We start from the raw sequence: 19,319 nt of genomic DNA, 5'->3' as shown, positions 1-19,319 counted from the left end.
AGCTCTTCAGCAGCGGTTTCGCAGGCAAAGTCTCGCGGGCGATCGACCTTTTCGAGCACAATGTGATCGATGAGCATCCGGTCGGCAGGTGCAACGGATTAGAGTTGAGCTTCGATCGCCGTCTTGTCGATAACCGACCAGACATTCGCAATCTTCCCGCCCCGAAATTCGTAGAACACATTCTCGGCAAACGAGATTGTCCTGCCATTGACCGGCAGCCCCAGGAACATCGCTTCCGGCGTACAGTCGAACACCAACCGGCTTGCGACAAAAGGCGGATCAGCGATGAGCAGATGAACGTTGAACCGGAGATCGGGAATATCCCGGTAATCACCTTCAAGCATTTGGCGATAACCCGCCAATCCGATCTGCCGGCGGTTGTGGCAAGCCTCATCGGCGACAAATTTTCCCAAGTTCGACCAATCCTGCCCGTTCAGGCAGTCGATATAGTCCCTGTAAATATCCGACAGTTCGTTTTTCGTCACGGTGCCAGCCTCGCCTCGCGTTCCATGCGACCCAATATGATACAAATCCGGATGCAGTTCAGTGCCATTTCGATGACGAACAAAGTCCGGCCATGATTTTTCGTGCCAGAATATAAAATAAATTTCCGGTCGCTTGCAGCAAATCCAGACCAAAACCGGGGATATTTTTGGTAAATCAAGTCTAAACTGATCTCCACCCCTCCCCATCTGACGCCGCGGAATTTCAAATAGCGCATGGGCGACCGCGGGTTCGGAACCGGTGAAAATGGAAAAATATGAGCATTTACAGTAACATATATGGTTTCCAGGTTGTTAAGGACAGGCGCATCAAAGTGAGAATAGTTCAAATTTTAAACGTATTTGATTCAAATGTATTTCAATATTTATTCAAGTTTATTTTGAATTTTCTACTCATTTCACTTTGTTTTGCACTTTATTTTACTTCCAATTTTCGCGAGCAATAAAAAACTCGATGTCATTGTCACTCCAGAACGGGGAGACAAGCATGACAACGAAAACATTCCTGAAGGCCGTCATCATCGGCGCGTTTCTTTCTGCAGCAGCGGTGCAGTCGGCTTTTGCCCTGCCAGCCAACATGATCACCGGCGGCTCCACCAACCCGCCAGTCGGACATTATGAGTTCTGCCGCAGCCTGCCGCAGGAATGCCGCGCCAACCCGGACAAGAAGGGACCTCTGGTCCTGACGCGTGAGGGCTGGAAGAAAATTCTCGAGGTCAACTACGACGTCAACGAATCCGTGGCGCCGCTGACCGACAAGGAAATCTACGGCGTTGAAGAATACTGGGCCTATCCCGACAAGGTTGGCGATTGCGAAGACTACGTGCTTCTGAAGCGCAAGCGCCTGATCCAGGCCGGCTTTTCGCCCTCCGACCTGTTGATCACCGTCGTGCTGCAGCCGAATGGCGAAGGCCATGCCGTGCTCACCGTGCGGACCGACCGTGGCGACTTCGTCCTCGACAACATGCGCAACAAGGTGCTGCTGTGGTCGGAGACCGAATACACCTATCTCAAGCGCCAGTCGGAACAGCATTCCGGGCGCTGGGTCAAACTTCAGGACGGCCGCACCGTGGCGGTCGGCAGCGTCAGCCAGTAAGCCAGGCATAGCAGACATACGCAGCCCGGCTCAGGATGCCTGGGCTGCGTATAAAAAGGGCTTCGGTCAGTCCCCAATCCCCGTCCCAGACCAAGGCCCTGCTGGCCGGTTCCGCTGTCCCCGGAACCGGCCTTTTTCTATTATCAAAACAGCAGCGGGCCATCTAGAAACAGCAACCAGGTACTTTGGGCCACCAGCAGGCCGTAACAGCAGGCCCAGCCAGAGGCAATCACGCCGGCGACGGTGATTTCGACCGGCGATAGAGTACCTTCCAGGCGCATCCGCCAGGTGGCTTCAGCAAACAGGGCCGGCCCGGCAAACAGCGCCAAAAACATCGGAAAGGGCCGAAACCGCCCGGTCAACGCCCCATCGGTCACCGGCCAGTGCCGGCGCGCGGCGATGCGGCAGATATCCAGCACAAGGAAGGAGACTCCAAAACCGGCAGCAAGCAGAACGGGGATCGTTGCAATATTCATCGAAAATTAACCATGTTGGGCGAGCGTCAGCCTGTTACTCCCTATCAGCAAATTCCGTGCCGCCCTTTCCTGCTCCATTCCGGCACAAGCCAGTCCGGCGACGATACTTCCTGTTAACAATGACAAGACCGCGGACCATTCATGAAAGCCAATTCAGCGACCGCCGGCCAGGATGATCATGCTCCTTTAATCTCGCCGCGCTTTGTCTACAGGCTGACGGCTGCCGTCATCGGACTGGCAACCTTGACGGCTGCGATCAGCCTTGCCGGCCGCTGGTATGGAGAAAATCTGGCGCTGGCCGGACATACGACCAGCGCGGAACCTGCCGATATCCTCATCGGGCAGGATCACCTGCGGCTTGCCTCCAATTACATCCGCTTCGAACAGCAGCGCATGACCGGCCGGGCCGAACGCGTCGACCTCTACCTGACCTGGCCGGGACTTCAAGGATATACCGACGAGACGCGCGCCCTGTTCAACGATATCAACAAGCCGGAATCGCTGCTTTTCCTCGACATTTCCCAGAGCACGATGTCCCGCGACATGTCGGGACGGATCGAGCCAATCTACCAGCATCTTTTCAGCGGTACGATCCTGCCGGGACCGGCTGGACTGGTGCGTCACGAAATGAAACAAAATTCCGGCTATGGACAGGAAGTCTTTTTTACGGCGAACCGGGATGGCGATACGCCCTACGCCGTTCGCTGCATGATGCCGGCAACGCCTGCCCTGTCGACCAGCGCCGATTGCCAGCGCGATATTCACATCGGCCGCGATCTTGTTGTGCTTTACCGCTTTTCCAGCCAATTGCTGCCACAATGGCAAGCCATCGACACCGCCATCGCAACTTTCCTGAACGATAGGCTCATCCCTTGAATGTCACTGCCTTACCTTGCCTGAGCTTCACTTGCGAAGTTCAGGGCCAGCGGATCGACTGTACCGAAATGCAAAAGAAGACGTCAGACAGCAGAAACCAATCATTCATCATAAACCGATTGGTAACGCTATCCCGATAGAGTTTCGAGAACGGTCGTTTTCGGCAGGCCACGCCCGGACGGCATCTGTGAAAATAGAATGAAGAGTAGTGTAGTGTCCAAATCCATATTCAACGGCTCCGCTCCATACGCGCCTGCGCTATTCTTCAAGAAAGCGTGCCGGGTTCTGCTGGTATCGCTGGCCGCTACGTTTACGGCGATCCCCGCCGCCTTTGCCGCGCAATATGCGGGTATCGTCGTTGATGCGAAGACCGGCAAGGTTCTGTATAGCGAAAACGCCGACAGCCTGCGCTATCCGGCTTCGCTGACCAAGATGATGACGCTCTACCTCACCTTCGAGGCGCTGGAAGCCGGCAAAATCAACGAGAATACGCCCGTTCCGTTCTCGAAGAACGCATCGGCCGAGCCGCCATCGAAACTCGGCGTGCGCTCCGGCAACTCGATCACCGTCGAGCAGGCCATCCTTTCGATGGTCACACGCTCCGCCAATGATTCATCGACCGCACTCGGCGAACTGCTCGGTGGTTCCGAAGAGCGCTTTGCCCGGATCATGACCAACAAGGCGCGTGCGCTCGGCATGACCCGCACCACTTATCGCAACGCCAACGGCCTGCCGAACGACGCGCAGATGACGACAGCGCGCGATCAGGCGCGGCTCGGCATGGCGCTTCGCCAGCATTTTCCGCAGTATTATTCCTATTTTTCGACCCGCAGCTTCCGCTTCGGCAAGCAGACGATCGGCAATCACAATCGCCTGCTTGGCAATGTCCGCGGTGTCGATGGCATCAAGACCGGCTATACGCGGGCTGCCGGCTTTAATCTGGTAACCTCAGCCCAGGCTGACGGCCGCAGCATTGTCGGCGTCGTCATGGGCGGCAAGTCCGGTGGTGCCCGTGACGCGCAGATGCGCGCCCTCGTGGCCAAATACATGCCGGCAGCGTCGCGCCGCGGCGGTGGCAATCTCGTTGCCGAAACGGCTGATGCACCGACCATGCAGACGGCTCAGGCTGTCGCACAGCCGGTCGAAACCGCTGTTGCCGCGACCGGTGGCAGCTTCAACCTCCCGAGCAACGGTCCGGTTCCGGATTTCCGCTACAGCGGCGAGACCACCAAGAGCATCGAAGTTGCCTATGCAGCGCCGGTCAAGGCCAGCGCCAACCCGCTGCTGACCCAGAAAGTCATGCCGAACACGCTGGAAGCGCAGAGCCGCAAGCTCGCCAAGGCGGCTCCGGTTCCGGCTGCCGATGTCGACAACCAGATCACCAATTCGGTTGCCAAGCCCGCCGCTGAAACAGCTGCCGTTGCCGACAATGTACCGGCCGGCTGGGTAATCCAGATCGGTGCGACACCGGACAAAGCCCAGGCCATGACATTGCTCGATAATGCCAAGGACAAGGGCGGCAAGGCTCTGCGCGGCGCAACCCCGTTCACGGTGGCATTCGCCAGTGGTGACAGCCAGCTCTACCGGGCACGCTTCGGCGGCTTCTCGGACCAGAACAAGGCGGTTTCTGCCTGCAAGACTCTGAAAAGCAAGGGCTTCGCCTGCTGGGCAAGCGCCCAGTAACGATATCACACAGTTTCGATCAGCGGCGTGTTGTGTTTACCGCTGGTCCTCCTCGGATTTGGTTTTGCGTAACGAGGTTAGTTATGGGAATGAATGAGAATGGATCGGGCATGACGCCCGCACCGGACAAAAAGCGGAAATCGCCGCGCTCCGGCCTGCACCCCTTGCACGAAGCCGCCATGCGGATCGCCGAACTCGGCAGCCGCCCCCGGTCGAAGACCAAGGATCTGGTGACACTGCTTCTGACGCACGGGGCACGGGCATGGCGCTCGACACAGCCAGATGCACAGATCCACGTGCACGTGACCTCGCCCTCGGGACGCTACCCGATCCGGCTGCGGATCCGGTAAAACGGCATGGAATAACGATCAAAGCCCGGTTTTGCCGGGCTTTTCGCATTTTGATGTCAGCTTTTAGAGAAGGCCCAGTTCGGCCAGTTCGCGGCGCAGTTCCAGCGGCAATTCTTCGGCACCGACGCCCAACGCCGCCAGATCGCGCGGCGCCTCATTGTCCTGAAGATAACGCCAGCCCTGAAAAGCACGACGGGGCTGATAGGCCGTTTCGACGACGTCAGGGCCGAGGATCAGGTTGCAGCGGCCGATCCCCTCGCCGTCGGTGAAGGTTTCGATGCCGGTCAGCCGCTGGCGGGCCTGCACCTGCCCCTTGATCACCCAATAGAGCGATCCGCCTTCCAGCAATTCTTCGACACGCTTCGGCACCATGCGTGTCGTATGATAGGAATGTGGTTCGAGACCCGCGGCAACCGCCACGGCTGCCTTGCGCGACACCCATTCGCGAAGGTCATCGATCGATTCTGCGCCGACGCAGAGCTTGATAAGATGCAAGGCCATGGCCGGAGTTGAATACCCGCACAGCGGTCGCGGTCAAGCCCGTTCTGCCCCGCTCCACAGGTGCGTGCCCGTCAGCACTCGACAACGTTGACGGCAAGGCCGCCTGTCGACGTTTCCTTGTATTTATCGTGCATATCGACACCGGTCTGGCGCATCGTCTCGATGCAGGCGTCGAGCGGCACGAAATGCTGGCCGTCGCCCTTGATCGCCAGTGAAGCAGCCGTGACCGCCTTGACCGCGCCCAGCGCATTGCGCTCGATACACGGAACCTGGACGAGACCGGCGATGGGATCGCAGGTCATGCCAAGATGGTGCTCCAGCGCGATTTCCGCCGCATTCTCGATCTGCTCCGGGGTGCCGCCCATGACGGCGGCAAGGCCCGCTGCCGCCATCGCCGAGGCCGAACCGACCTCGCCCTGACAGCCGACTTCGGCACCGGAAATGGATGCGTTGAACTTGATGATGCCGCCGATCGCCGCCGCCGTCAGCAGATAGTCGCGGATGCCGTGATGATCGGCATCCTCGTGAAAATGCAGATAGTAGCGGATCGTTGCAGGCACCACACCGGCGGCACCGTTGGTCGGCGAGGTGACGACGCGACCGCCGGCGGCGTTTTCCTCGTTCACCGCCATGGCGTAGACACTCAGCCAGTCGTTGGCGAGCAAGGGGTTGATCTTGTTGGAGCGCCATTCGTCCTGCAGCTTGTCATGGATCATGCCGGCGCGGCGGCGGACTTTCAAGCCGCCAGGAAGGATGCCGGACCCGGTCAGGCCACGATCGATACAGCTTTTCATCGCCGCCCAGATCCGGTCGAGGCCTTCGTCGAGTTCTTCGGCGGGCATCGAACATTCCTCGTTCGCCCGCTTCATCTGGGCAATAGACAGGCCGGAATGCCGCGCCATATCAAGCATCTGCTTTGCCGTCGAGAAAGGATAGGGAACCTTGACGCCGCCGGGCTTGGTCTTGCTGGCCTTCATGGCCTCCAACTCGGTATCGGTGACGACGAAGCCGCCGCCGATGGAATAATAGACGCGCTTCAACAACAGGCGGCCATCCTTGTCGAACGCAGAAAAGGACATACCATTGGCATGACCGGGCAGCGGTACCTTCTTGTCGAAGACAAGATCTGTCTTCGGCTGGAACTCATAGGACGGATGCCCGGCCGGGGTGATGCGCCCGGTGCGCTCGACTTCCTCAATGATCGGATCCATCCGGTCGGGGTCGACGCGGTCCGGACGCTCGCCCATCAGGCCAAGGATCACCGCCCTGCCCGTTCCATGGCCGATGCCGGTAAAGGCGAGCGACCCGTGCAGGCTCGACTTGATGGAAGTGATGGTGGCATTGGCCGGGCGCGGCCAGTCGCTCGACAGGATCAGATCGAGAAAGCGGTTTGCCGCCGACATCGGTCCCATCGTGTGCGAACTGGAGGGGCCGATACCAATCTTGAAGACATCAAAAACCGAAAGAAACATGCGAACTCCGCCCGGGGACTGCTGGACCGGACAAGATTGCCGGACCACGATCATTGCATCAAAACTAGGCCATCCTGTGCCTGCCATCAGGCGATCAACCGACATCCGCTTCCGTGCGTGCGACACGAACGGCGGCCGGGTGGCTGTAGCACGATTCCTCCTTCATAATTCGCCATGCCCAGCCATCGATTTCAAGGTGCTGGGTAAACTTTCGCGATACCTTGCAATTTCGGCAAAGCATGCCAAAAACGAGCCATGACAATCGTCGACTATATCGCACTGACCGTTTTCGCGCTGCTGTGGACCAGCTACAACTGGGCCACGGACGGCAAGGTGCATCTCAAGCGCATCTCGCTGACGCGTCTGATGATGGACAACAGGCGGCGCTGGCTGATGAACTCCCTTAACCGCGACTTGAAGATGATCGATACCCAGATCGTCGCCGGATTACAGGCGGGGACCGCATTCTTCGCCTCGACGACGATCTTTGCGCTGGGTGGCTGCTTTGCTCTTCTGGGCGCCACGGATCAGGTCCAGGCGATCATGGGCGACCTGCCTTATGTCTTCCAGGGCGGGCGCACGGCCTTCGAGCTGAAAGTCGGCGGTCTTGCCTGCCTGTTTGCCTATTCTTTCTTCAAGTTTGCCTGGTCCTACCGCCTGTTCAACTATTGCTCCATTCTCGTCGGCAGCATCCCGATGATGTCCGACCTGATACAGGACCGGGCCGGTGCAGAGCGTGCGGCCGAACGGGCCGTGAAGATGAACATTCTGGCCGCCAAGAATTTCAATGCCGGGCTGCGCAGCGTCTTCCTGTCGATTGGCTATCTCGGCTGGTTCATCAGCCCTTATGTCTTCATTGCGCTGACAATCTTCGTCATTTTCGTCCTGGCCCGCCGCCAATTCTATTCGGAAGCGCGCGAAGCCCTTCTTGACGACACAAACCCCTGAAAGTCTCGGGCGGCAAGCCATGTGACGCGTTGCGCCTGACGCAAGCTCGCCGCGCGATAATCACGCCATTCGAAAAGATAGAGCCATGTCGATACCCAACGCAGTCACCGAAACCGACAACGGGACGGCACCGCCGGTGGCCGCTGAAAAGCGAGGCCGCATCTGGGCGATCGATGCGCTGCGCGGGTTTGCATTGATTGCAATGGCGACCTATCACTTCTCCTGGGATCTGGAATATTTCGGCTATCTCGATCCAGGCACGGTCGGCACCGGCGCATTCAAGATCTACGCAAGGATGATCGCCAGCAGCTTCCTGTTTCTGGCGGGCCTCGGGCTTGTGCTCGGCCACTATCCGGTCTTCAAACCCCGGTCCTTCGCCATCCGCTTTGCCAAGATCGCTGCTGCTGCGCTGGTTATCACCATCGCCACCTGGTTTGCCTTTCCCGATGGCTTCATCTTCTTCGGCATCCTGCATGCAATTGCGGCAGCAAGCGTCATCGGCCTGCTTTTCCTGCGCCTGCCGACGATCCTGACGCTTCTGGTGGCCGCTGCCGCCTTTGCCGCACCGTTCTACCTGCGGTCACCCGTTTTCGACACGCCGGCGCTCTGGTGGGTCGGGCTGTCGGAAACCCTGCCACGCTCGAACGATTACGTGCCGCTGCTTCCCTGGCTGGCACCGTTCCTCACCGGTATCGCATTCGCGCGCATTGCGCTGAGCTTCGGGTGGTTCGAAAAACTGCGCACCGATGGCAGCGCCCGGTGGAAGAGGATCCTGACCGCAGCTGGCCGTCACAGCCTGATCATCTACCTCGTGCACCAGCCGCTGTTGTTTGCGCTGGTCTATGTCTATGCGCTGGGTTTCCCGGCGGCCAAACCCGACCCGGTGGAGACCTATCAGAACAATTGCGTCGCCTCCTGCAGCCTGCAGGAAAGTGCGGCGCTCTGCACCACCTTCTGCAGCTGCACGCTGGACAAACTGATGGAAGAAAACCTCTTCGCACCGCTGAACGAAGGCAAAATCGACGTCAAGACGGATGAGCGTATTGCGCGAATCGCCGGTCAATGCACCATGGAGTCACAACCCAAGGAATAGGATATGAACGCCTATCGCGCCAAGCCGCTGACCTACCCCTGGCCACCATTTCTCTATATGGCAGCCTTTGCGGGAGCGGTCGCCTTGGGGCGGATGCTGCCGATTGCGATTGTCCACGACCATGGTTGGTTTCCCTGGCTGTCTGGCTGCGCGCTGATCGCTGTTGCGGCCTGCCTGGACGCCTGGGCGGTGAAGACGCTGATCGAACGGCGAACAGCGGTTCTGCCGCATCGCTGTTCCTCGCATCTGGTCACCTGCGGACCTTACTATTTCACCCGTAATCCGATCTATCTCGGCTACACATTGATGATGGTCGGTTTCGGGCTGATCACACTCAATCCCTGGTTTTTCATTATGGCAATTGTTGCTGTTGCGCTCATGACGATGTTTGCCATCCGCAACGAAGAACGCCATCTGCTGTCGCGCTTCGGCTTCGAGTTCGAACGCTACTGCCGCACCACCAGCCGGTGGATTTGACCGCTCAGGTTCCGACGCCGATTTCGGCGAGCCGGGTCAGACAGGCTTCCTCGACATTGCCGAGTTCCTCCAGCGTTTCCTCGATGTCCTTGCGCTTCTGATTGAGTTCTTCGCGCTTTTCCTCGACACGCTTCATCAGCAGGCGCAATTGACCAGCCTCGCCCGGCGGATCCCGGTAGACCTGGATAATTTCGCGGATTTCAGCGATGGTGAAGCCGATACGGCGGCCGCGCAGGATTTCCATGATCAGGCGGCGATCTGCCGAACGGAACAATCGGGTCCGGCCCCGCCGCTCCGGGTGGATCAGCCCCTCGTCCTCGTAGAAGCGCAGGGTGCGGGTGGAAACCCCGAATTCCCGTGTCAGCTCTGTAATGGTATAATACTTGTTCACGCCTGCCTCGCCCTACACCGCAAGCGGGACAATCAGGCGACATGCGCCGGATAATACTGCTGCGATTGAAGTGTCGCACCGGAACTCTGCCTGAAATGAAGCGGCACCGATGTCCAAAAGGCAGATTGATTGACTTTGACGTAAAAGTCAAATTTTCACGTGGCGTCAACCAACCCGAAACCACCACGTCGCCAGCCCCAGGAAGGCGAAGAAGCCGGTGACGTCAGTGACTGTCGTGACGAAAACGGCCGAGGAGACGGCCGGATCGGCGCCGAAGCGGTCAAGCAGCAACGGAATCATGATGCCGGCAAGTGCCGCGGCAATCATATTGATCAGCATCGCAGCCGCGATGATACCGCCGATATTGTAATCCTGGAACCAGGCGCCGGCGACAACGCCGATCAGAATGCCAAACAGCATGCCGTTGAAAAGGCCGACCCCGGCCTCGCGGCGAACGACGCGCCAGGCATTGTGAATATCAAGATCGCGTGTGGCAAGCGCACGCACCGTCACCGTCATCGTCTGCGAACCGGCATTGCCGCCCATGCCGGCAACGATCGGCATCAATACGGCAAGGGCAACGATCTGCTGGATTGTCGCCTCAAACAGGCCGATGACCGATGCAGCCAGAAATGCGGTGAAGAGATTGACCATCAACCACGGGACGCGCGAGCGCGACGCGCTGCCGATCGAATCAGACAGTTCTTCGTCGCCGACGCCACCAAGGCGCATCAGGTCCTCTTCGGCTTCTTCCTGGATGACGTCAACGACATCATCGATGGTCAAAACCCCGACCAGCCGGTTGTTCTCATCGACCACCGCCGCGGAAAGAAGATCGTACTGCTCGAACAGCTGGGCAGCCTCTTCCTGGTCCATCTCGGCCGGCACCGGGTGGTTGGTTTCGCGCATGATCGTCTCGATCTTGACCGAGCGTTTGGTGCGCAGCACGCGGTCGAGATCAAGCGCCCCCAGCAGCTTGAACGTCGGATCGATGACGAAGATCTGGGTAAAGCTCTCCGGAAGGTTTTCGTCTTCGCGCATGTAGTCGATAGTCTGGCCGACCGTCCAGAACGGCGGCACCGCGACGAATTCCGTCTGCATGCGGCGGCCGGCCGTGCTTTCGGGATAATCAAGAGACCGTCTCAGCCGCACCCGCTCGGTAAACGGCAGCTTCGACAGGATCTCTTCCTGGTCCTCCTGATCGAGGTCTTCCAGAATGTAGACCGCATCATCGGAATCCATTTCGCCAAGGGCGGCGGCGATCTGCTCGTTGGGCAGGTGCTCGACGATATCGAGGCGGATCGCCTCATCGACCTCGGTCAGCGCCGAAAGGTCGAAATCGTCGCCCAGAAGCGACACCAGCGCCCGGCGCTGCTCCGGCTGGATGACCTCCAGAAGGTCGCCCATTTCGGACGCGTGCAGCCTTGCGACGTGCTGGCGCAGATAAAGAAGATCACGATCGGCAATGGCGGCACCGACATGCATCAGATAGTCGGAGCGCACCGACCCGTCTTCGCCGTAAATATCGGAGCCATCATAGACATCGGCTTCTAAGGGATTACGGTCCTTGTCCTGGTCGCCGGTACTGCTCATGTGCCCGCCTCAAAAGATTTGCAGCCATCCAAGGCGCCGGCATAAAACCGGGCGGGAGCAGGAAGGCAATGTCATAGACCGGTGGTCGCGGTGACCTTGAAAAAGCAAACCGCCTGTCTCTGCTAACCCAACAAACCCGGGAGGTCCACAACCCGATGCCCTGACAATTCGGTCCTGCTGCTGTTTTTGTGCAAGCTGTTGCAAAATCATATGAAATGTTTAGCTCTGGCGAAGCGAAAAACCATGGAGCCTGCCCTTGCCCCGAAGACCGATCCTGCGTTTTCCCCATCCGCTTCTATCCGTGCCAGCCAGCCCGGTGGTGCAATTCGGCACGGAGCTTGCAGCACTGGCGTCAGACCTTTTCGACACCATGCGGGCAGCCCCCGGTATCGGCATCACGGCGCCGCATGTCGGCGTGCTGCAACGCTTGACGGTGATTGAACTCGACGCTCAGTCCGGCGCTAGAATCTACGTCAATCCGGAAATCACAGGGTCATCGGCTGAAACGGTATCGCATGCCGAAGGCAGCGTCTCCATGCCGGGCATCAGCGAAGACGTGATCCGGCCGAGCCAGGTCCGTGTCCGCTATCAAACGTTACTTGGCGAGGTGAAGGAAGACCAGGCCGATGGCCTCCTGTCCATCTGCCTCCAGCACGAGATCGATCAACTCGACGGCATATTCTGGCTTCAGAGATTGTCGCGCCTGAAACGCGACAGAGCGATCAAGCGTTTCGCCAAGCAGGAGAAGGCGGCTGATTCTTGAACGCAACACTGAGATGTGCCGGAGTACAAAGCGGGTGTCTGGTACAGGTCGCGCTTCGACTACGCCCATTGGCAATCAAGCGTTGCCTCAAGCGAGACAGACACACAGATGCGCGACTGGATCCCAGCGTTCGATTTCACGCTGGCGCGATTTAATTAGCGGAGTATAAAATAAGGCAGAACGATAGGAGGAGGCCTGCAATGAGATGGGGCATGATAATGGTGGCAGCGGTACTGCTTGCCTCCTGCACTGCTGTGGAGGTTGAGCCGATCCCTGGCAGCATCACCTATAACGGCCAGCCACGCACCAAATTGACGAAGTCGCCAGCCGGCAGCACGTTCAGTCACACCTTCCACGACCAGCGGGGCAACTACTGGAGCGAGACCTATCAGATACAGCCGGATCGCTCGCTCAAAATCATTTCAAGACGCAGAGCGGAAGATTTCAGGCTGAATGATAATGGCGGATTGTAAACGGACGAACGGCGGGCTCTTTGCTTTCCACCGCAGCCTCGTCTGTTTGTGAAGCGCGGATGCTGACGAAGCCTTCACATGCCAACTTGCGATAAGGCAACAAAAAACCCGCCGAAGCGGGTTTTAGTTGGTGCGGTCGAGAAGACTCGAACTTCCACGGGTTGCCCCACAGCGACCTCAACGCTGCGCGTCTACCAATTCCGCCACGACCGCATCGTGGTAGGTGTCGTCTTGCGGCGACGGGGGTGCATGTAGCAAAAGCATTTGGGGTGCACAAGGGCAGGATGACAGAAAATTGACGGCAACATCAACTATTTCAACAGGCCTTTTCACGGCCCCCTGAGAATGCTGGACTCTTGCCCTCCGGCGTACCATTTAGAAAAGCAAATCAACGGGATTGCTTTGACCATGCAGCGCGAAAATCTGGAAAAAACATTCTTCGCAGCCGATGACTGTCCGCCGGTGCGGTGGAGAATCGCGCCCTCACCGGTCGAATATGAAGATGCAATCGAGACGATGGAGCGCGAAGCAGCCGCGATCGCGGCCGGCGAAGCGGACGAACTTGTCTGGCTCGTCGAACATCCGCCGCTCTATACAGCCGGAACCAGCGCCGATTCCGCCGATCTGGTCATGCCCGGCCGCTTTCCGGTTTTTCAGACCGGTCGCGGCGGCGAATATACCTATCATGGCCCGGGCCAGCGCGTCGTTTACGTCATGCTCGATCTGAAACGGCGCAAGCAGGATGTTCGCGCCTTCGTCGCCGCTCTCGAAAGCCTGGTGATCGAAACGCTGGCCAGTATGAATGTCCGGGGCGAGCGGCGCGAGGACCGTGTCGGCGTCTGGGTCCGGCGTCCGGAACGGCCTGCCCTGCCCGACGGCTCGATGGCCGAAGACAAGATTGCCGCGATCGGCATTCGCCTGCGCCGTTGGGTGAGCTTTCATGGCATGTCGTTGAACGTCGACCCTGATCTTGAGCATTTCGACGGAATCGTGCCCTGCGGCATTCGCGGTTATGGCGTCACCAGCCTGGTCGATCTCGGCCTGCCGGTGATGATGACCGATGTCGACATCAAGCTTCGTCAGGCATTCGAAGATATTTTTGGCCCGGCCGTCAATGACGCCGGCTGTCCACAGGACGATCAGGAAAACAGCCGGTCCGTTGCATAGACGATGGCATAACCGTGCAGGGCCACGGCAGAATAAAGCCCCAGGCCACTGAGAATCCGCTGGCCACTTGTCATCTCGTCCAGCCGGTGGCGCGGTTTGACGCCGCCGCTCCCCATCATGCTCAGCAGGCCAAAGACCGCGAGCCCGGCCAGCAGTGCCGGTGTTGAAAGGCCGATACGCCAGCCGACACCGGCAATGATCAGAGTGATGAGGAAGCTTCCCGCTACCCGGCCAGCATGTGAATGGAAAACCTGGCGCAGGACCTGACCGCCATCGAACCGGTTCATCGGCAAGAGATTGAGCAGGTTGAAAGCGCCGAGAATCAGCAGGAAAATCAGAACCGCCGTTCCCGAGCCGAACACGTCATTGCCGGCTGCTTCGTATAGAAGGATGGCACCCGGAATGAGAAAAGCCGACATGCCCGCCCCCATCAGGGCGCAGGTGGCGACCTCGAAAAGCGAATTGTAGGGTCTGCCGCCGATCGCCACCCCACCCAACAGCGGCACAAAGATCATACGCACCGATTTATGTCCGAAAGCCCGGTAGGCAGCCATATGTCCCAGTTCGTGCAGCACGATGACCAGCGTCAAAAGCGTCGATAGCAACAGGCCGTTGCGGGTAAGACCGAAGAACGGCCACAGAAGCAGCGTCGATACAATCGCCAGCCCGCATTGGACAAGTGGGTGCTCGAAAACGGCGCGAGCCGGCCTGCTCTGCCCGGTATCGAGCCATTGCTGCAACGCCTTAACCTCGCGCCGCAAGGCAAAGAAGCGAAAGATCAGAAACGCCAGGCCACGATAACGATCCGTCTGTTCGATGGTCAGATGAACCCCGTCGCCATCCTCGACGAGCCGCCGGCGCTCGTGAAAATCCTTCCAGAATACCGGGTCGAGTGCGCTGTCATCGAGCACACGAGCGTCATATTCGGTTCCAGCCCGTGTTTCGGTAACTTCCATCGACCGGACGATCGGCTGTCCATGACGATCAAGATGGGTGTAGGTTTGGCGGACCCGGTTGGGTGCTTCCTTTTGGCTGGCCAGAACGGAATGGTGCCAGTTGGCGGAAGTTCCAAGCGGAAAGATCGCGTTCCAGACCTTGGCCCGCCCCGCCCGGAACGTTGCCTGCACACGCAGCGTGCGCAATCCAAGCGGCACCGCCAGCAGAAGCCATAGCAGCCCGACATTGATGACAAGCAGCGCGATCGCCGGTGCATGCGTCGCCATATGTGCTCTCCCCTTGATGGTCAGCCGAACGCTAGCCGCAGAGCATGAACAAATCGTGCGGGAAGCCGCACCCCACCGGCCTCTCCACGTTTCAGTGGCTATGCGGCTTCGACACGACTGGCCGATACGCCCGTCAGGATACCGATCTCATCCAGCATCCTGCGCTCGCGTGCCGTCAACTGGCTGCCACGCGAGCGGGCAATGGCGCTCATGACCCGGGTAATCAGCAGAACGTCAGCCTTTTGTAGGCCATTTTTCCGGGTGCCGCGCAAGCTCGCCCAGGCCCCCGTATCCTCGGCCATCGCCATGCGTATCTGTTCCAGAGCAAATATGGACAGGCTGTCGGGAATGTGCGCGGCGATGTCGATGATGTGAAACAACAGATCGAGCTCGATCCGCGAATTGACCACGCCGCGCGTCGAGATCATCGCAATCAGCCAATCGGCATTCCACTCATCCATGGCGCCTTGCGGGTAACGGGTATGGACAATGAATTCCGTCAGGGCATCGATGAAATAATGGCGCCATTCCGGGCATTTTTCGCTGCACGAGCCGTTGATCGCCAGGAGAATTACCGCATCCTGCGATGCGGTAATTCCTGGAACGAAAACATGCTCACGCAGAATGGCGATATCATCGACCGTCAAGCGCGTCTTCCCGGCGATGACACATGCCGGATAAGAAAGACGAAGTTCACCCATCGTTTCTCTCCCGTTTCATCATGAAACTGGACTAAACGTAGACCGTGCCCGTTTCCAATCTGGAAAGAATGAGCGTTAGCAGAGGCTTGCGGGATTCAGTCAATTTTTACCATTAATCCGGCCCGCCGCTCGCGCCAGATCATGAACAGGCCGGAACCGACAATGATGGCGATGCCCAGCCATTTCGACAGTGTCGGGAATTCGCCGAAAATCAGGAACCCCAGCGCGGTGCCGGTGATGATCTCCAGATAATGAAACGGGGCCAGCAGCGAGACGGGAGCTGCCTGGAATGCCTTGACCACCAGAAGATGGCCATAACCGGAGATGGTACCGAGCGCGATGACCAGAACCCAGCCCAGCGTCGAGTGTGGCAAGGATGGCACGAAATCCGCTGATCCTGCGCTGTAGCCGACCGCGATGACGACCATCATGAACAGCGACCCGCCGATGCCGGCAATGGTCTGCATCGTCAAAGGCGTATCGGCATTGCCGACCACCCGGTTGAGCAGCAGATAGCAGGCAAACAGGAAGGCGCAGAAAACCGGCATCAACGACTTCAGCCCGAAGATTTCGAAACTCGGCTGAATGACGATCATCGCTCCTCCAAAGCCGACAAAAATGGCGAGCCACCGCCGCCAGCCGACCTTTTCCCGCAGGATCAGGGCCGAAAGGCAGGTGAGGATAAACGGTTCGACGAAATAGATGGCGAAGACATCGGCCAGCGGCATGTATTTGACCGAAACGAAAAACAGCAGTGCGGCACCGGCCAACAGCACGCCGCGCAAAAGATTGAACCACAGGCGCTTCGGCCTCAGCGCCCGCAGGCCACCGGCCGACAGAAGCATCGGCAGGATTGAAACCAGCTGGAAGAAGAACCGGTAGAACGTCACCTGTGCCGGCGACATGCCCTGATAGACCGCCATATATTTGGCGATCGCATCCATACAGGGCAGGATGATCATCGCCACCAGCATGATCGCCAGGCCTTGCATGACGGTATGGACGGACGCAGCGGCTGTGGATGTGGAAACGCTCAAGCTCGAAGTCCCATTGTTGGCGCCGTGCGGGATGGAACGCACGGAAGACGCATTTGGCGGCATTTTTGACGTGGAGGGGTGTCCAATCTCGCCGCAGACCCTATAAATTGCAAGCTTGAAGTCTTCGACCGCATTCGCGGCCGCTCCGGAACTCGACCCATCCCGGCCCAAAAGGCACAAGGAGAGACCGATGCGTCTATCGACCGAAACCGCCATGGCAATGTTACGCAGGCCAAGCGACAACGACACGCTGGGAGGCCGCATCTGGCGGGCGCGCGATGCGATGAACCTCTCGGTGAAAGATCTTGCCAACCAGCTCGGCGTCCGCAGCGATACAATCTCCGCCTGGGAGCGTGACCGGTCCGAGCCCCGCACAAACCGGCTGTTCATGCTGGCCGGCGTCCTTGGGGTCACACCGGCCTGGTTGATCGCCGGCATTGGCGAAGCGCCGAAGGACGATCTTTCGAACACGGTGTCCGGCCAGCTGCGCGATCAGCTGGCGCAAGTGAAGAAACTGCACGAACAAACGGGAAAGGCGATCTCCGCCCTTGAGATGGAGATCAACCGCGTCCTACAGGACATGTAATATTTCACGACCGATTCTCGGCCGATTTCGGCTTGAGCGCCACCAGCCACTCTGCGATTGTGGCGAGAATTCATTTCAGGGAGACGATACTCATGGACGTACGCGCCGCTGTTGCCGTGCAGGCAGGCAAGCCACTCGAAATCATGACCGTTCAACTCGACGGCCCGCGCGCCGGCGAAGTGCTGGTCGAGGTCAAGGCGACCGGCATCTGCCATACGGACGAATTCACGCTATCAGGTGCGGATCCGGAAGGCCTGTTTCCAGCCATTCTCGGCCATGAGGGTGCAGGTATCGTCGTCGATGTCGGCCCGGGCGTCACATCGCTGAAGAAAGGCGATCACGTCATTCCGCTGTACACGCCGGAATGCCGCGAGTGCTATTCCTGCCTGTCGCGCAAGACCAACCTGTGCACGTCGATTCGCTCAACCCAGGGACAGGGCCTGATGCCGGACGGCACGAGCCGCTTTTCCATCGGCAAGGACAAGATCTTCCACTATATGGGCTGCTCGACCTTCGCCAATTTCACGGTTCTGCCGGAGATCGCACTGGCCAAGGTCAATCCCGACGCGCCGTTCGACAAGATCTGCTATATCGGCTGCGGCGTCACCACCGGCATCGGTGCCGTCATCAATACGGCCAAGGTCGAGATCGGCTCGACGGCGATCGTCTTCGGACTCGGCGGTATTGGCCTCAACGTGCTGCAGGGCCTGCGCCTTGCCGGTGCCGACATGATCATCGGCGTCGATATCAACAATGACCGCAAGGCCTGGGGCGAAAAGTTCGGTATGACGCATTTCGTCAATCCGAAGGAAGTCGGCGATGATATCGTTCCCTATCTCGTCAACCTGACCAAGCGCAACGGCGACACGATCGGCGGCGCGGACTACACGTTCGACTGCACCGGAAATACCAAAGTCATGCGCCAGGCACTGGAATCCTCGCATCGCGGCTGGGGAAAATCGGTCATCATCGGCGTTGCCGGTGCCGGCCAGGAAATCTCCACCCGTCCGTTCCAGCTGGTCACCGGCCGCAACTGGATGGGTACCGCCTTTGGCGGCGCGCGCGGCCGCACTGACGTGCCGAAGATCGTCGAGTGGTACATGGAAGGCAAGATCCAGATCGACCCGATGATCACCCACACAATGGGTCTGGAAGACATCAACAAGGGTTTCGACCTGATGCACGAAGGCAAGAGCATCCGCAGCGTGGTGATCTACTAACAGAAACCCGAGGCTGCGGCACCGGTTCTCGCATCTTCGGGCTTAACAGTTACAGGGCGCCGCGTCTGTTCAAGGCGCGGCGCTTGTCTGCCGTACGGATCCCTGCCCGCTTGATATGGTTCTGGATTTCGAGCGGCCGGACAGCTATGCGTTCGCAAGACCACGGCCGAAAAACGGCCGAGACAAGAAAAGCATGAGGGCGGAATGATCAGGCGTGGTTTTTACACACTCGGTGTAATCTTGAGCCTTTCCGCCTCCACCCCTGCATTGGCTGATCCAACCGGGACCTATAATGTCGCCGGCATCAATCCAGACGATGGCGGCGAATATCACGGAACCGTCACCGTCAAGCGTACCGGCGAAACCTATTCGGTGACCTGGACGATTGCCGGCACGGAAGCAAACGGCGTCGGCATTGGCGGCAAGCGTGGCAACACGGAAACGACGGGCGTCGCCTCTGTGGATGACGATATGATTACCATCGGCTACGGTAACGAAAGCGGCTTCGGAATTTCCCAATATGATCTGCAGCCGGACGGTTCCTGGAAGGGGCGTTGGGCCTATGCGGATGGCGAGAAAGTGTCGACAGAAACATGGAGCCCTACTGGCGCCGCTCGGTCGCTTGAGCGGCCGAAGACGCCAACGAACGAAGCGATGAAGCCGATGAGCAGCCCTGCGGCGCGGCCATGA

22 protein-coding genes and 1 tRNA gene are annotated in these 19,319 nt (G+C 58.9%); 13 read left to right on the top strand and 10 right to left on the bottom strand.

The features are described 5' to 3' along the window. Positions 1–98: 98 nt before the first annotated feature. The gene (locus ACSQ3J_RS19355) at positions 99–485 is read right to left on the bottom strand and encodes an ester cyclase (RefSeq protein ID WP_060505614.1); all 387 of its coding nucleotides are present in this window, start codon (positions 483–485) and stop codon (positions 99–101) included. Between the two features lie 505 nt (positions 486–990). Here ACSQ3J_RS19355 and ACSQ3J_RS19350 point away from each other — a divergent pair. After that, positions 991–1,599, top strand: a complete 609-nt coding sequence (locus ACSQ3J_RS19350; protein WP_060505118.1) for a transglutaminase-like cysteine peptidase — start codon at positions 991–993, stop codon at positions 1,597–1,599. A gap of 143 nt (positions 1,600–1,742) precedes the next feature. On the opposite strand, the gene ACSQ3J_RS19345 is transcribed toward ACSQ3J_RS19350, so the two are convergent. Then, positions 1,743–2,075 (bottom strand): DUF6949 family protein, encoded by a 333-nt coding sequence (locus tag ACSQ3J_RS19345; protein ID WP_060505117.1) that lies wholly within the window; start codon positions 2,073–2,075, stop codon positions 1,743–1,745. A 141-nt stretch (positions 2,076–2,216) separates the two neighbouring features. On the opposite strand from ACSQ3J_RS19345, the gene ACSQ3J_RS19340 reads away from it, so the two are divergent. The 3 genes from ACSQ3J_RS19340 to ACSQ3J_RS19330 all read left to right on the top strand — a co-directional run bounded on the left by ACSQ3J_RS19340 (position 2,217) and on the right by ACSQ3J_RS19330 (position 4,984). Then, positions 2,217–2,951, top strand: a complete 735-nt coding sequence (locus tag ACSQ3J_RS19340) for a hypothetical protein (protein ID WP_060505116.1) — start codon at positions 2,217–2,219, stop codon at positions 2,949–2,951. A 198-nt stretch (positions 2,952–3,149) separates the two neighbouring features. Further along, positions 3,150–4,634 (top strand): D-alanyl-D-alanine carboxypeptidase, encoded by a 1,485-nt coding sequence (locus ACSQ3J_RS19335; protein ID WP_060505115.1) that lies wholly within the window; start codon positions 3,150–3,152, stop codon positions 4,632–4,634. 83 nt (positions 4,635–4,717) lie between these two features. Further along, positions 4,718–4,984, top strand: coding sequence for a hypothetical protein (locus tag ACSQ3J_RS19330; protein ID WP_060505114.1), 267 nt, complete (start codon positions 4,718–4,720; stop codon positions 4,982–4,984). A 63-nt stretch (positions 4,985–5,047) separates the two neighbouring features. Here the strand turns inward: ACSQ3J_RS19330 and ACSQ3J_RS19325 are convergent, their stop codons facing one another. Together ACSQ3J_RS19325 and ACSQ3J_RS19320 are read right to left on the bottom strand one after the other, a co-directional pair. After that, positions 5,048–5,485, bottom strand: coding sequence for a DUF1489 family protein (locus ACSQ3J_RS19325; protein WP_060505113.1), 438 nt, complete (start codon positions 5,483–5,485; stop codon positions 5,048–5,050). A gap of 71 nt (positions 5,486–5,556) precedes the next feature. Next, positions 5,557–6,957: an L-serine ammonia-lyase gene (locus ACSQ3J_RS19320; RefSeq protein WP_060505112.1), complete on the bottom strand. Its 1,401-nt coding sequence runs from the start codon at positions 6,955–6,957 to the stop codon at positions 5,557–5,559. 255 nt (positions 6,958–7,212) lie between these two features. Here ACSQ3J_RS19320 and ACSQ3J_RS19315 point away from each other — a divergent pair, with 255 nt between their 5' ends. The 3 genes from ACSQ3J_RS19315 (at position 7,213) to ACSQ3J_RS19305 (ending at position 9,475) form a co-directional block, all read left to right on the top strand. Then, entirely contained in the window at positions 7,213–7,905 is a 693-nt protein-coding gene (locus ACSQ3J_RS19315) for a DUF599 domain-containing protein (RefSeq protein ID WP_060505111.1), read from the top strand. 85 nt (positions 7,906–7,990) lie between these two features. Next, a complete protein-coding gene (locus ACSQ3J_RS19310; RefSeq protein ID WP_060505110.1) occupies positions 7,991–8,998 on the top strand; it encodes a heparan-alpha-glucosaminide N-acetyltransferase in 1,008 nt (335 codons plus the stop codon). 3 nt (positions 8,999–9,001) lie between these two features. Next, on the top strand, positions 9,002–9,475 hold the full coding sequence (locus ACSQ3J_RS19305; RefSeq protein WP_060505109.1) for a methyltransferase family protein: 474 nt from the start codon (positions 9,002–9,004) through the stop codon (positions 9,473–9,475). Positions 9,476–9,479: 4 nt separating this feature from the next. On the opposite strand, the gene ACSQ3J_RS19300 is transcribed toward ACSQ3J_RS19305, so the two are convergent. Together ACSQ3J_RS19300 and mgtE are read right to left on the bottom strand one after the other, a co-directional pair. Continuing rightward, the gene (locus ACSQ3J_RS19300; RefSeq protein ID WP_060505108.1) at positions 9,480–9,866 is read right to left on the bottom strand and encodes a MerR family transcriptional regulator; all 387 of its coding nucleotides are present in this window, start codon (positions 9,864–9,866) and stop codon (positions 9,480–9,482) included. 165 nt (positions 9,867–10,031) lie between these two features. Continuing rightward, positions 10,032–11,459: a magnesium transporter gene (mgtE, locus tag ACSQ3J_RS19295; RefSeq protein ID WP_060505107.1), complete on the bottom strand. Its 1,428-nt coding sequence runs from the start codon at positions 11,457–11,459 to the stop codon at positions 10,032–10,034. 256 nt (positions 11,460–11,715) lie between these two features. Between mgtE and ACSQ3J_RS19290 the strand changes: the two genes are divergently transcribed. Together ACSQ3J_RS19290 and ACSQ3J_RS19285 are read left to right on the top strand one after the other, a co-directional pair. Beyond that, positions 11,716–12,222: a peptide deformylase gene (locus ACSQ3J_RS19290; RefSeq protein ID WP_060505106.1), complete on the top strand. Its 507-nt coding sequence runs from the start codon at positions 11,716–11,718 to the stop codon at positions 12,220–12,222. A 200-nt stretch (positions 12,223–12,422) separates the two neighbouring features. After that, positions 12,423–12,695: a hypothetical protein gene (locus tag ACSQ3J_RS19285; protein WP_060505105.1), complete on the top strand. Its 273-nt coding sequence runs from the start codon at positions 12,423–12,425 to the stop codon at positions 12,693–12,695. A gap of 128 nt (positions 12,696–12,823) precedes the next feature. Here ACSQ3J_RS19285 and ACSQ3J_RS19280 read toward each other — a convergent pair. After that, a tRNA-Leu gene (locus tag ACSQ3J_RS19280) sits at positions 12,824–12,908 on the bottom strand. 195 nt (positions 12,909–13,103) lie between these two features. On the opposite strand from ACSQ3J_RS19280, the gene lipB reads away from it, so the two are divergent. Continuing rightward, on the top strand, positions 13,104–13,862 hold the full coding sequence (lipB, locus tag ACSQ3J_RS19275; protein ID WP_060505104.1) for a lipoyl(octanoyl) transferase LipB: 759 nt from the start codon (positions 13,104–13,106) through the stop codon (positions 13,860–13,862). Here lipB and ACSQ3J_RS19270 read toward each other — a convergent pair. The 3 genes from ACSQ3J_RS19270 to ACSQ3J_RS19260 all read right to left on the bottom strand — a co-directional run bounded on the left by ACSQ3J_RS19270 (position 13,835) and on the right by ACSQ3J_RS19260 (position 16,778). Beyond that, on the bottom strand, positions 13,835–15,085 hold the full coding sequence (locus ACSQ3J_RS19270; protein ID WP_060505103.1) for a hypothetical protein: 1,251 nt from the start codon (positions 15,083–15,085) through the stop codon (positions 13,835–13,837). The genes lipB and ACSQ3J_RS19270 overlap by 28 nt on opposite strands. A gap of 98 nt (positions 15,086–15,183) precedes the next feature. After that, positions 15,184–15,786 (bottom strand): hypothetical protein, encoded by a 603-nt coding sequence (locus ACSQ3J_RS19265; protein WP_060505102.1) that lies wholly within the window; start codon positions 15,784–15,786, stop codon positions 15,184–15,186. Positions 15,787–15,881: 95 nt separating this feature from the next. Beyond that, positions 15,882–16,778 carry a DMT family transporter gene (locus tag ACSQ3J_RS19260; protein ID WP_436040032.1) on the bottom strand — a complete coding sequence of 299 codons (897 nt, stop codon included), beginning with the start codon at positions 16,776–16,778 and terminating at the stop codon, positions 15,882–15,884. Between the two features lie 235 nt (positions 16,779–17,013). Between ACSQ3J_RS19260 and ACSQ3J_RS19255 the strand changes: the two genes are divergently transcribed. From ACSQ3J_RS19255 to ACSQ3J_RS19245, 3 genes are all read left to right on the top strand, one after another. Then, entirely contained in the window at positions 17,014–17,409 is a 396-nt protein-coding gene (locus ACSQ3J_RS19255; protein ID WP_060505100.1) for a helix-turn-helix domain-containing protein, read from the top strand. 92 nt (positions 17,410–17,501) lie between these two features. Next, positions 17,502–18,629 carry an S-(hydroxymethyl)glutathione dehydrogenase/class III alcohol dehydrogenase gene (locus ACSQ3J_RS19250; RefSeq protein ID WP_060505099.1) on the top strand — a complete coding sequence of 376 codons (1,128 nt, stop codon included), beginning with the start codon at positions 17,502–17,504 and terminating at the stop codon, positions 18,627–18,629. 204 nt (positions 18,630–18,833) lie between these two features. Beyond that, on the top strand, positions 18,834–19,319 hold the full coding sequence (locus tag ACSQ3J_RS19245) for a hypothetical protein (RefSeq protein WP_436039930.1): 486 nt from the start codon (positions 18,834–18,836) through the stop codon (positions 19,317–19,319).

The sequence above is a fragment of the Rhizobium sp. LjRoot98 genome, assembly GCF_964252935.1.
Taxonomy (GTDB): Bacteria; Pseudomonadota; Alphaproteobacteria; order Rhizobiales; family Rhizobiaceae; genus Pararhizobium.
This window is presented reverse-complemented; position numbering and strand designations above follow the sequence as displayed.

Excerpts from the sequence above, each read along its gene's own strand:
- ACSQ3J_RS19270 (WP_060505103.1), bottom strand. The coding sequence starts at position 15,085 with ATGGCGACGCATGCACCGGCGATCGCGCTGCTTGTCATCAATGTCGGG.
- ACSQ3J_RS19330 (WP_060505114.1), top strand. The coding sequence starts at position 4,718 with ATGGGAATGAATGAGAATGGATCGGGCATGACGCCCGCACCGGACAAA.
- ACSQ3J_RS19265 (WP_060505102.1), bottom strand. The coding sequence starts at position 15,786 with ATGGGTGAACTTCGTCTTTCTTATCCGGCATGTGTCATCGCCGGGAAG.
- mgtE (WP_060505107.1), bottom strand. The coding sequence starts at position 11,459 with ATGAGCAGTACCGGCGACCAGGACAAGGACCGTAATCCCTTAGAAGCC.
- ACSQ3J_RS19325 (WP_060505113.1), bottom strand. The coding sequence starts at position 5,485 with ATGGCCTTGCATCTTATCAAGCTCTGCGTCGGCGCAGAATCGATCGAT.
- ACSQ3J_RS19250 (WP_060505099.1), top strand. The coding sequence starts at position 17,502 with ATGGACGTACGCGCCGCTGTTGCCGTGCAGGCAGGCAAGCCACTCGAA.
- lipB (WP_060505104.1), top strand. The coding sequence starts at position 13,104 with ATGCAGCGCGAAAATCTGGAAAAAACATTCTTCGCAGCCGATGACTGT.
- ACSQ3J_RS19285 (WP_060505105.1), top strand. The coding sequence starts at position 12,423 with ATGAGATGGGGCATGATAATGGTGGCAGCGGTACTGCTTGCCTCCTGC.
- ACSQ3J_RS19340 (WP_060505116.1), top strand. The coding sequence starts at position 2,217 with ATGAAAGCCAATTCAGCGACCGCCGGCCAGGATGATCATGCTCCTTTA.
- ACSQ3J_RS19310 (WP_060505110.1), top strand. The coding sequence starts at position 7,991 with ATGTCGATACCCAACGCAGTCACCGAAACCGACAACGGGACGGCACCG.
- ACSQ3J_RS19315 (WP_060505111.1), top strand. The coding sequence starts at position 7,213 with ATGACAATCGTCGACTATATCGCACTGACCGTTTTCGCGCTGCTGTGG.
- ACSQ3J_RS19255 (WP_060505100.1), top strand. The coding sequence starts at position 17,014 with ATGCGTCTATCGACCGAAACCGCCATGGCAATGTTACGCAGGCCAAGC.
- ACSQ3J_RS19260 (WP_436040032.1), bottom strand. The coding sequence starts at position 16,778 with ATGCAAGGCCTGGCGATCATGCTGGTGGCGATGATCATCCTGCCCTGT.
- ACSQ3J_RS19320 (WP_060505112.1), bottom strand. The coding sequence starts at position 6,957 with ATGTTTCTTTCGGTTTTTGATGTCTTCAAGATTGGTATCGGCCCCTCC.
- ACSQ3J_RS19350 (WP_060505118.1), top strand. The coding sequence starts at position 991 with ATGACAACGAAAACATTCCTGAAGGCCGTCATCATCGGCGCGTTTCTT.
- ACSQ3J_RS19245 (WP_436039930.1), top strand. The coding sequence starts at position 18,834 with ATGATCAGGCGTGGTTTTTACACACTCGGTGTAATCTTGAGCCTTTCC.
- ACSQ3J_RS19305 (WP_060505109.1), top strand. The coding sequence starts at position 9,002 with ATGAACGCCTATCGCGCCAAGCCGCTGACCTACCCCTGGCCACCATTT.
- ACSQ3J_RS19335 (WP_060505115.1), top strand. The coding sequence starts at position 3,150 with ATGAAGAGTAGTGTAGTGTCCAAATCCATATTCAACGGCTCCGCTCCA.
- ACSQ3J_RS19345 (WP_060505117.1), bottom strand. The coding sequence starts at position 2,075 with ATGAATATTGCAACGATCCCCGTTCTGCTTGCTGCCGGTTTTGGAGTC.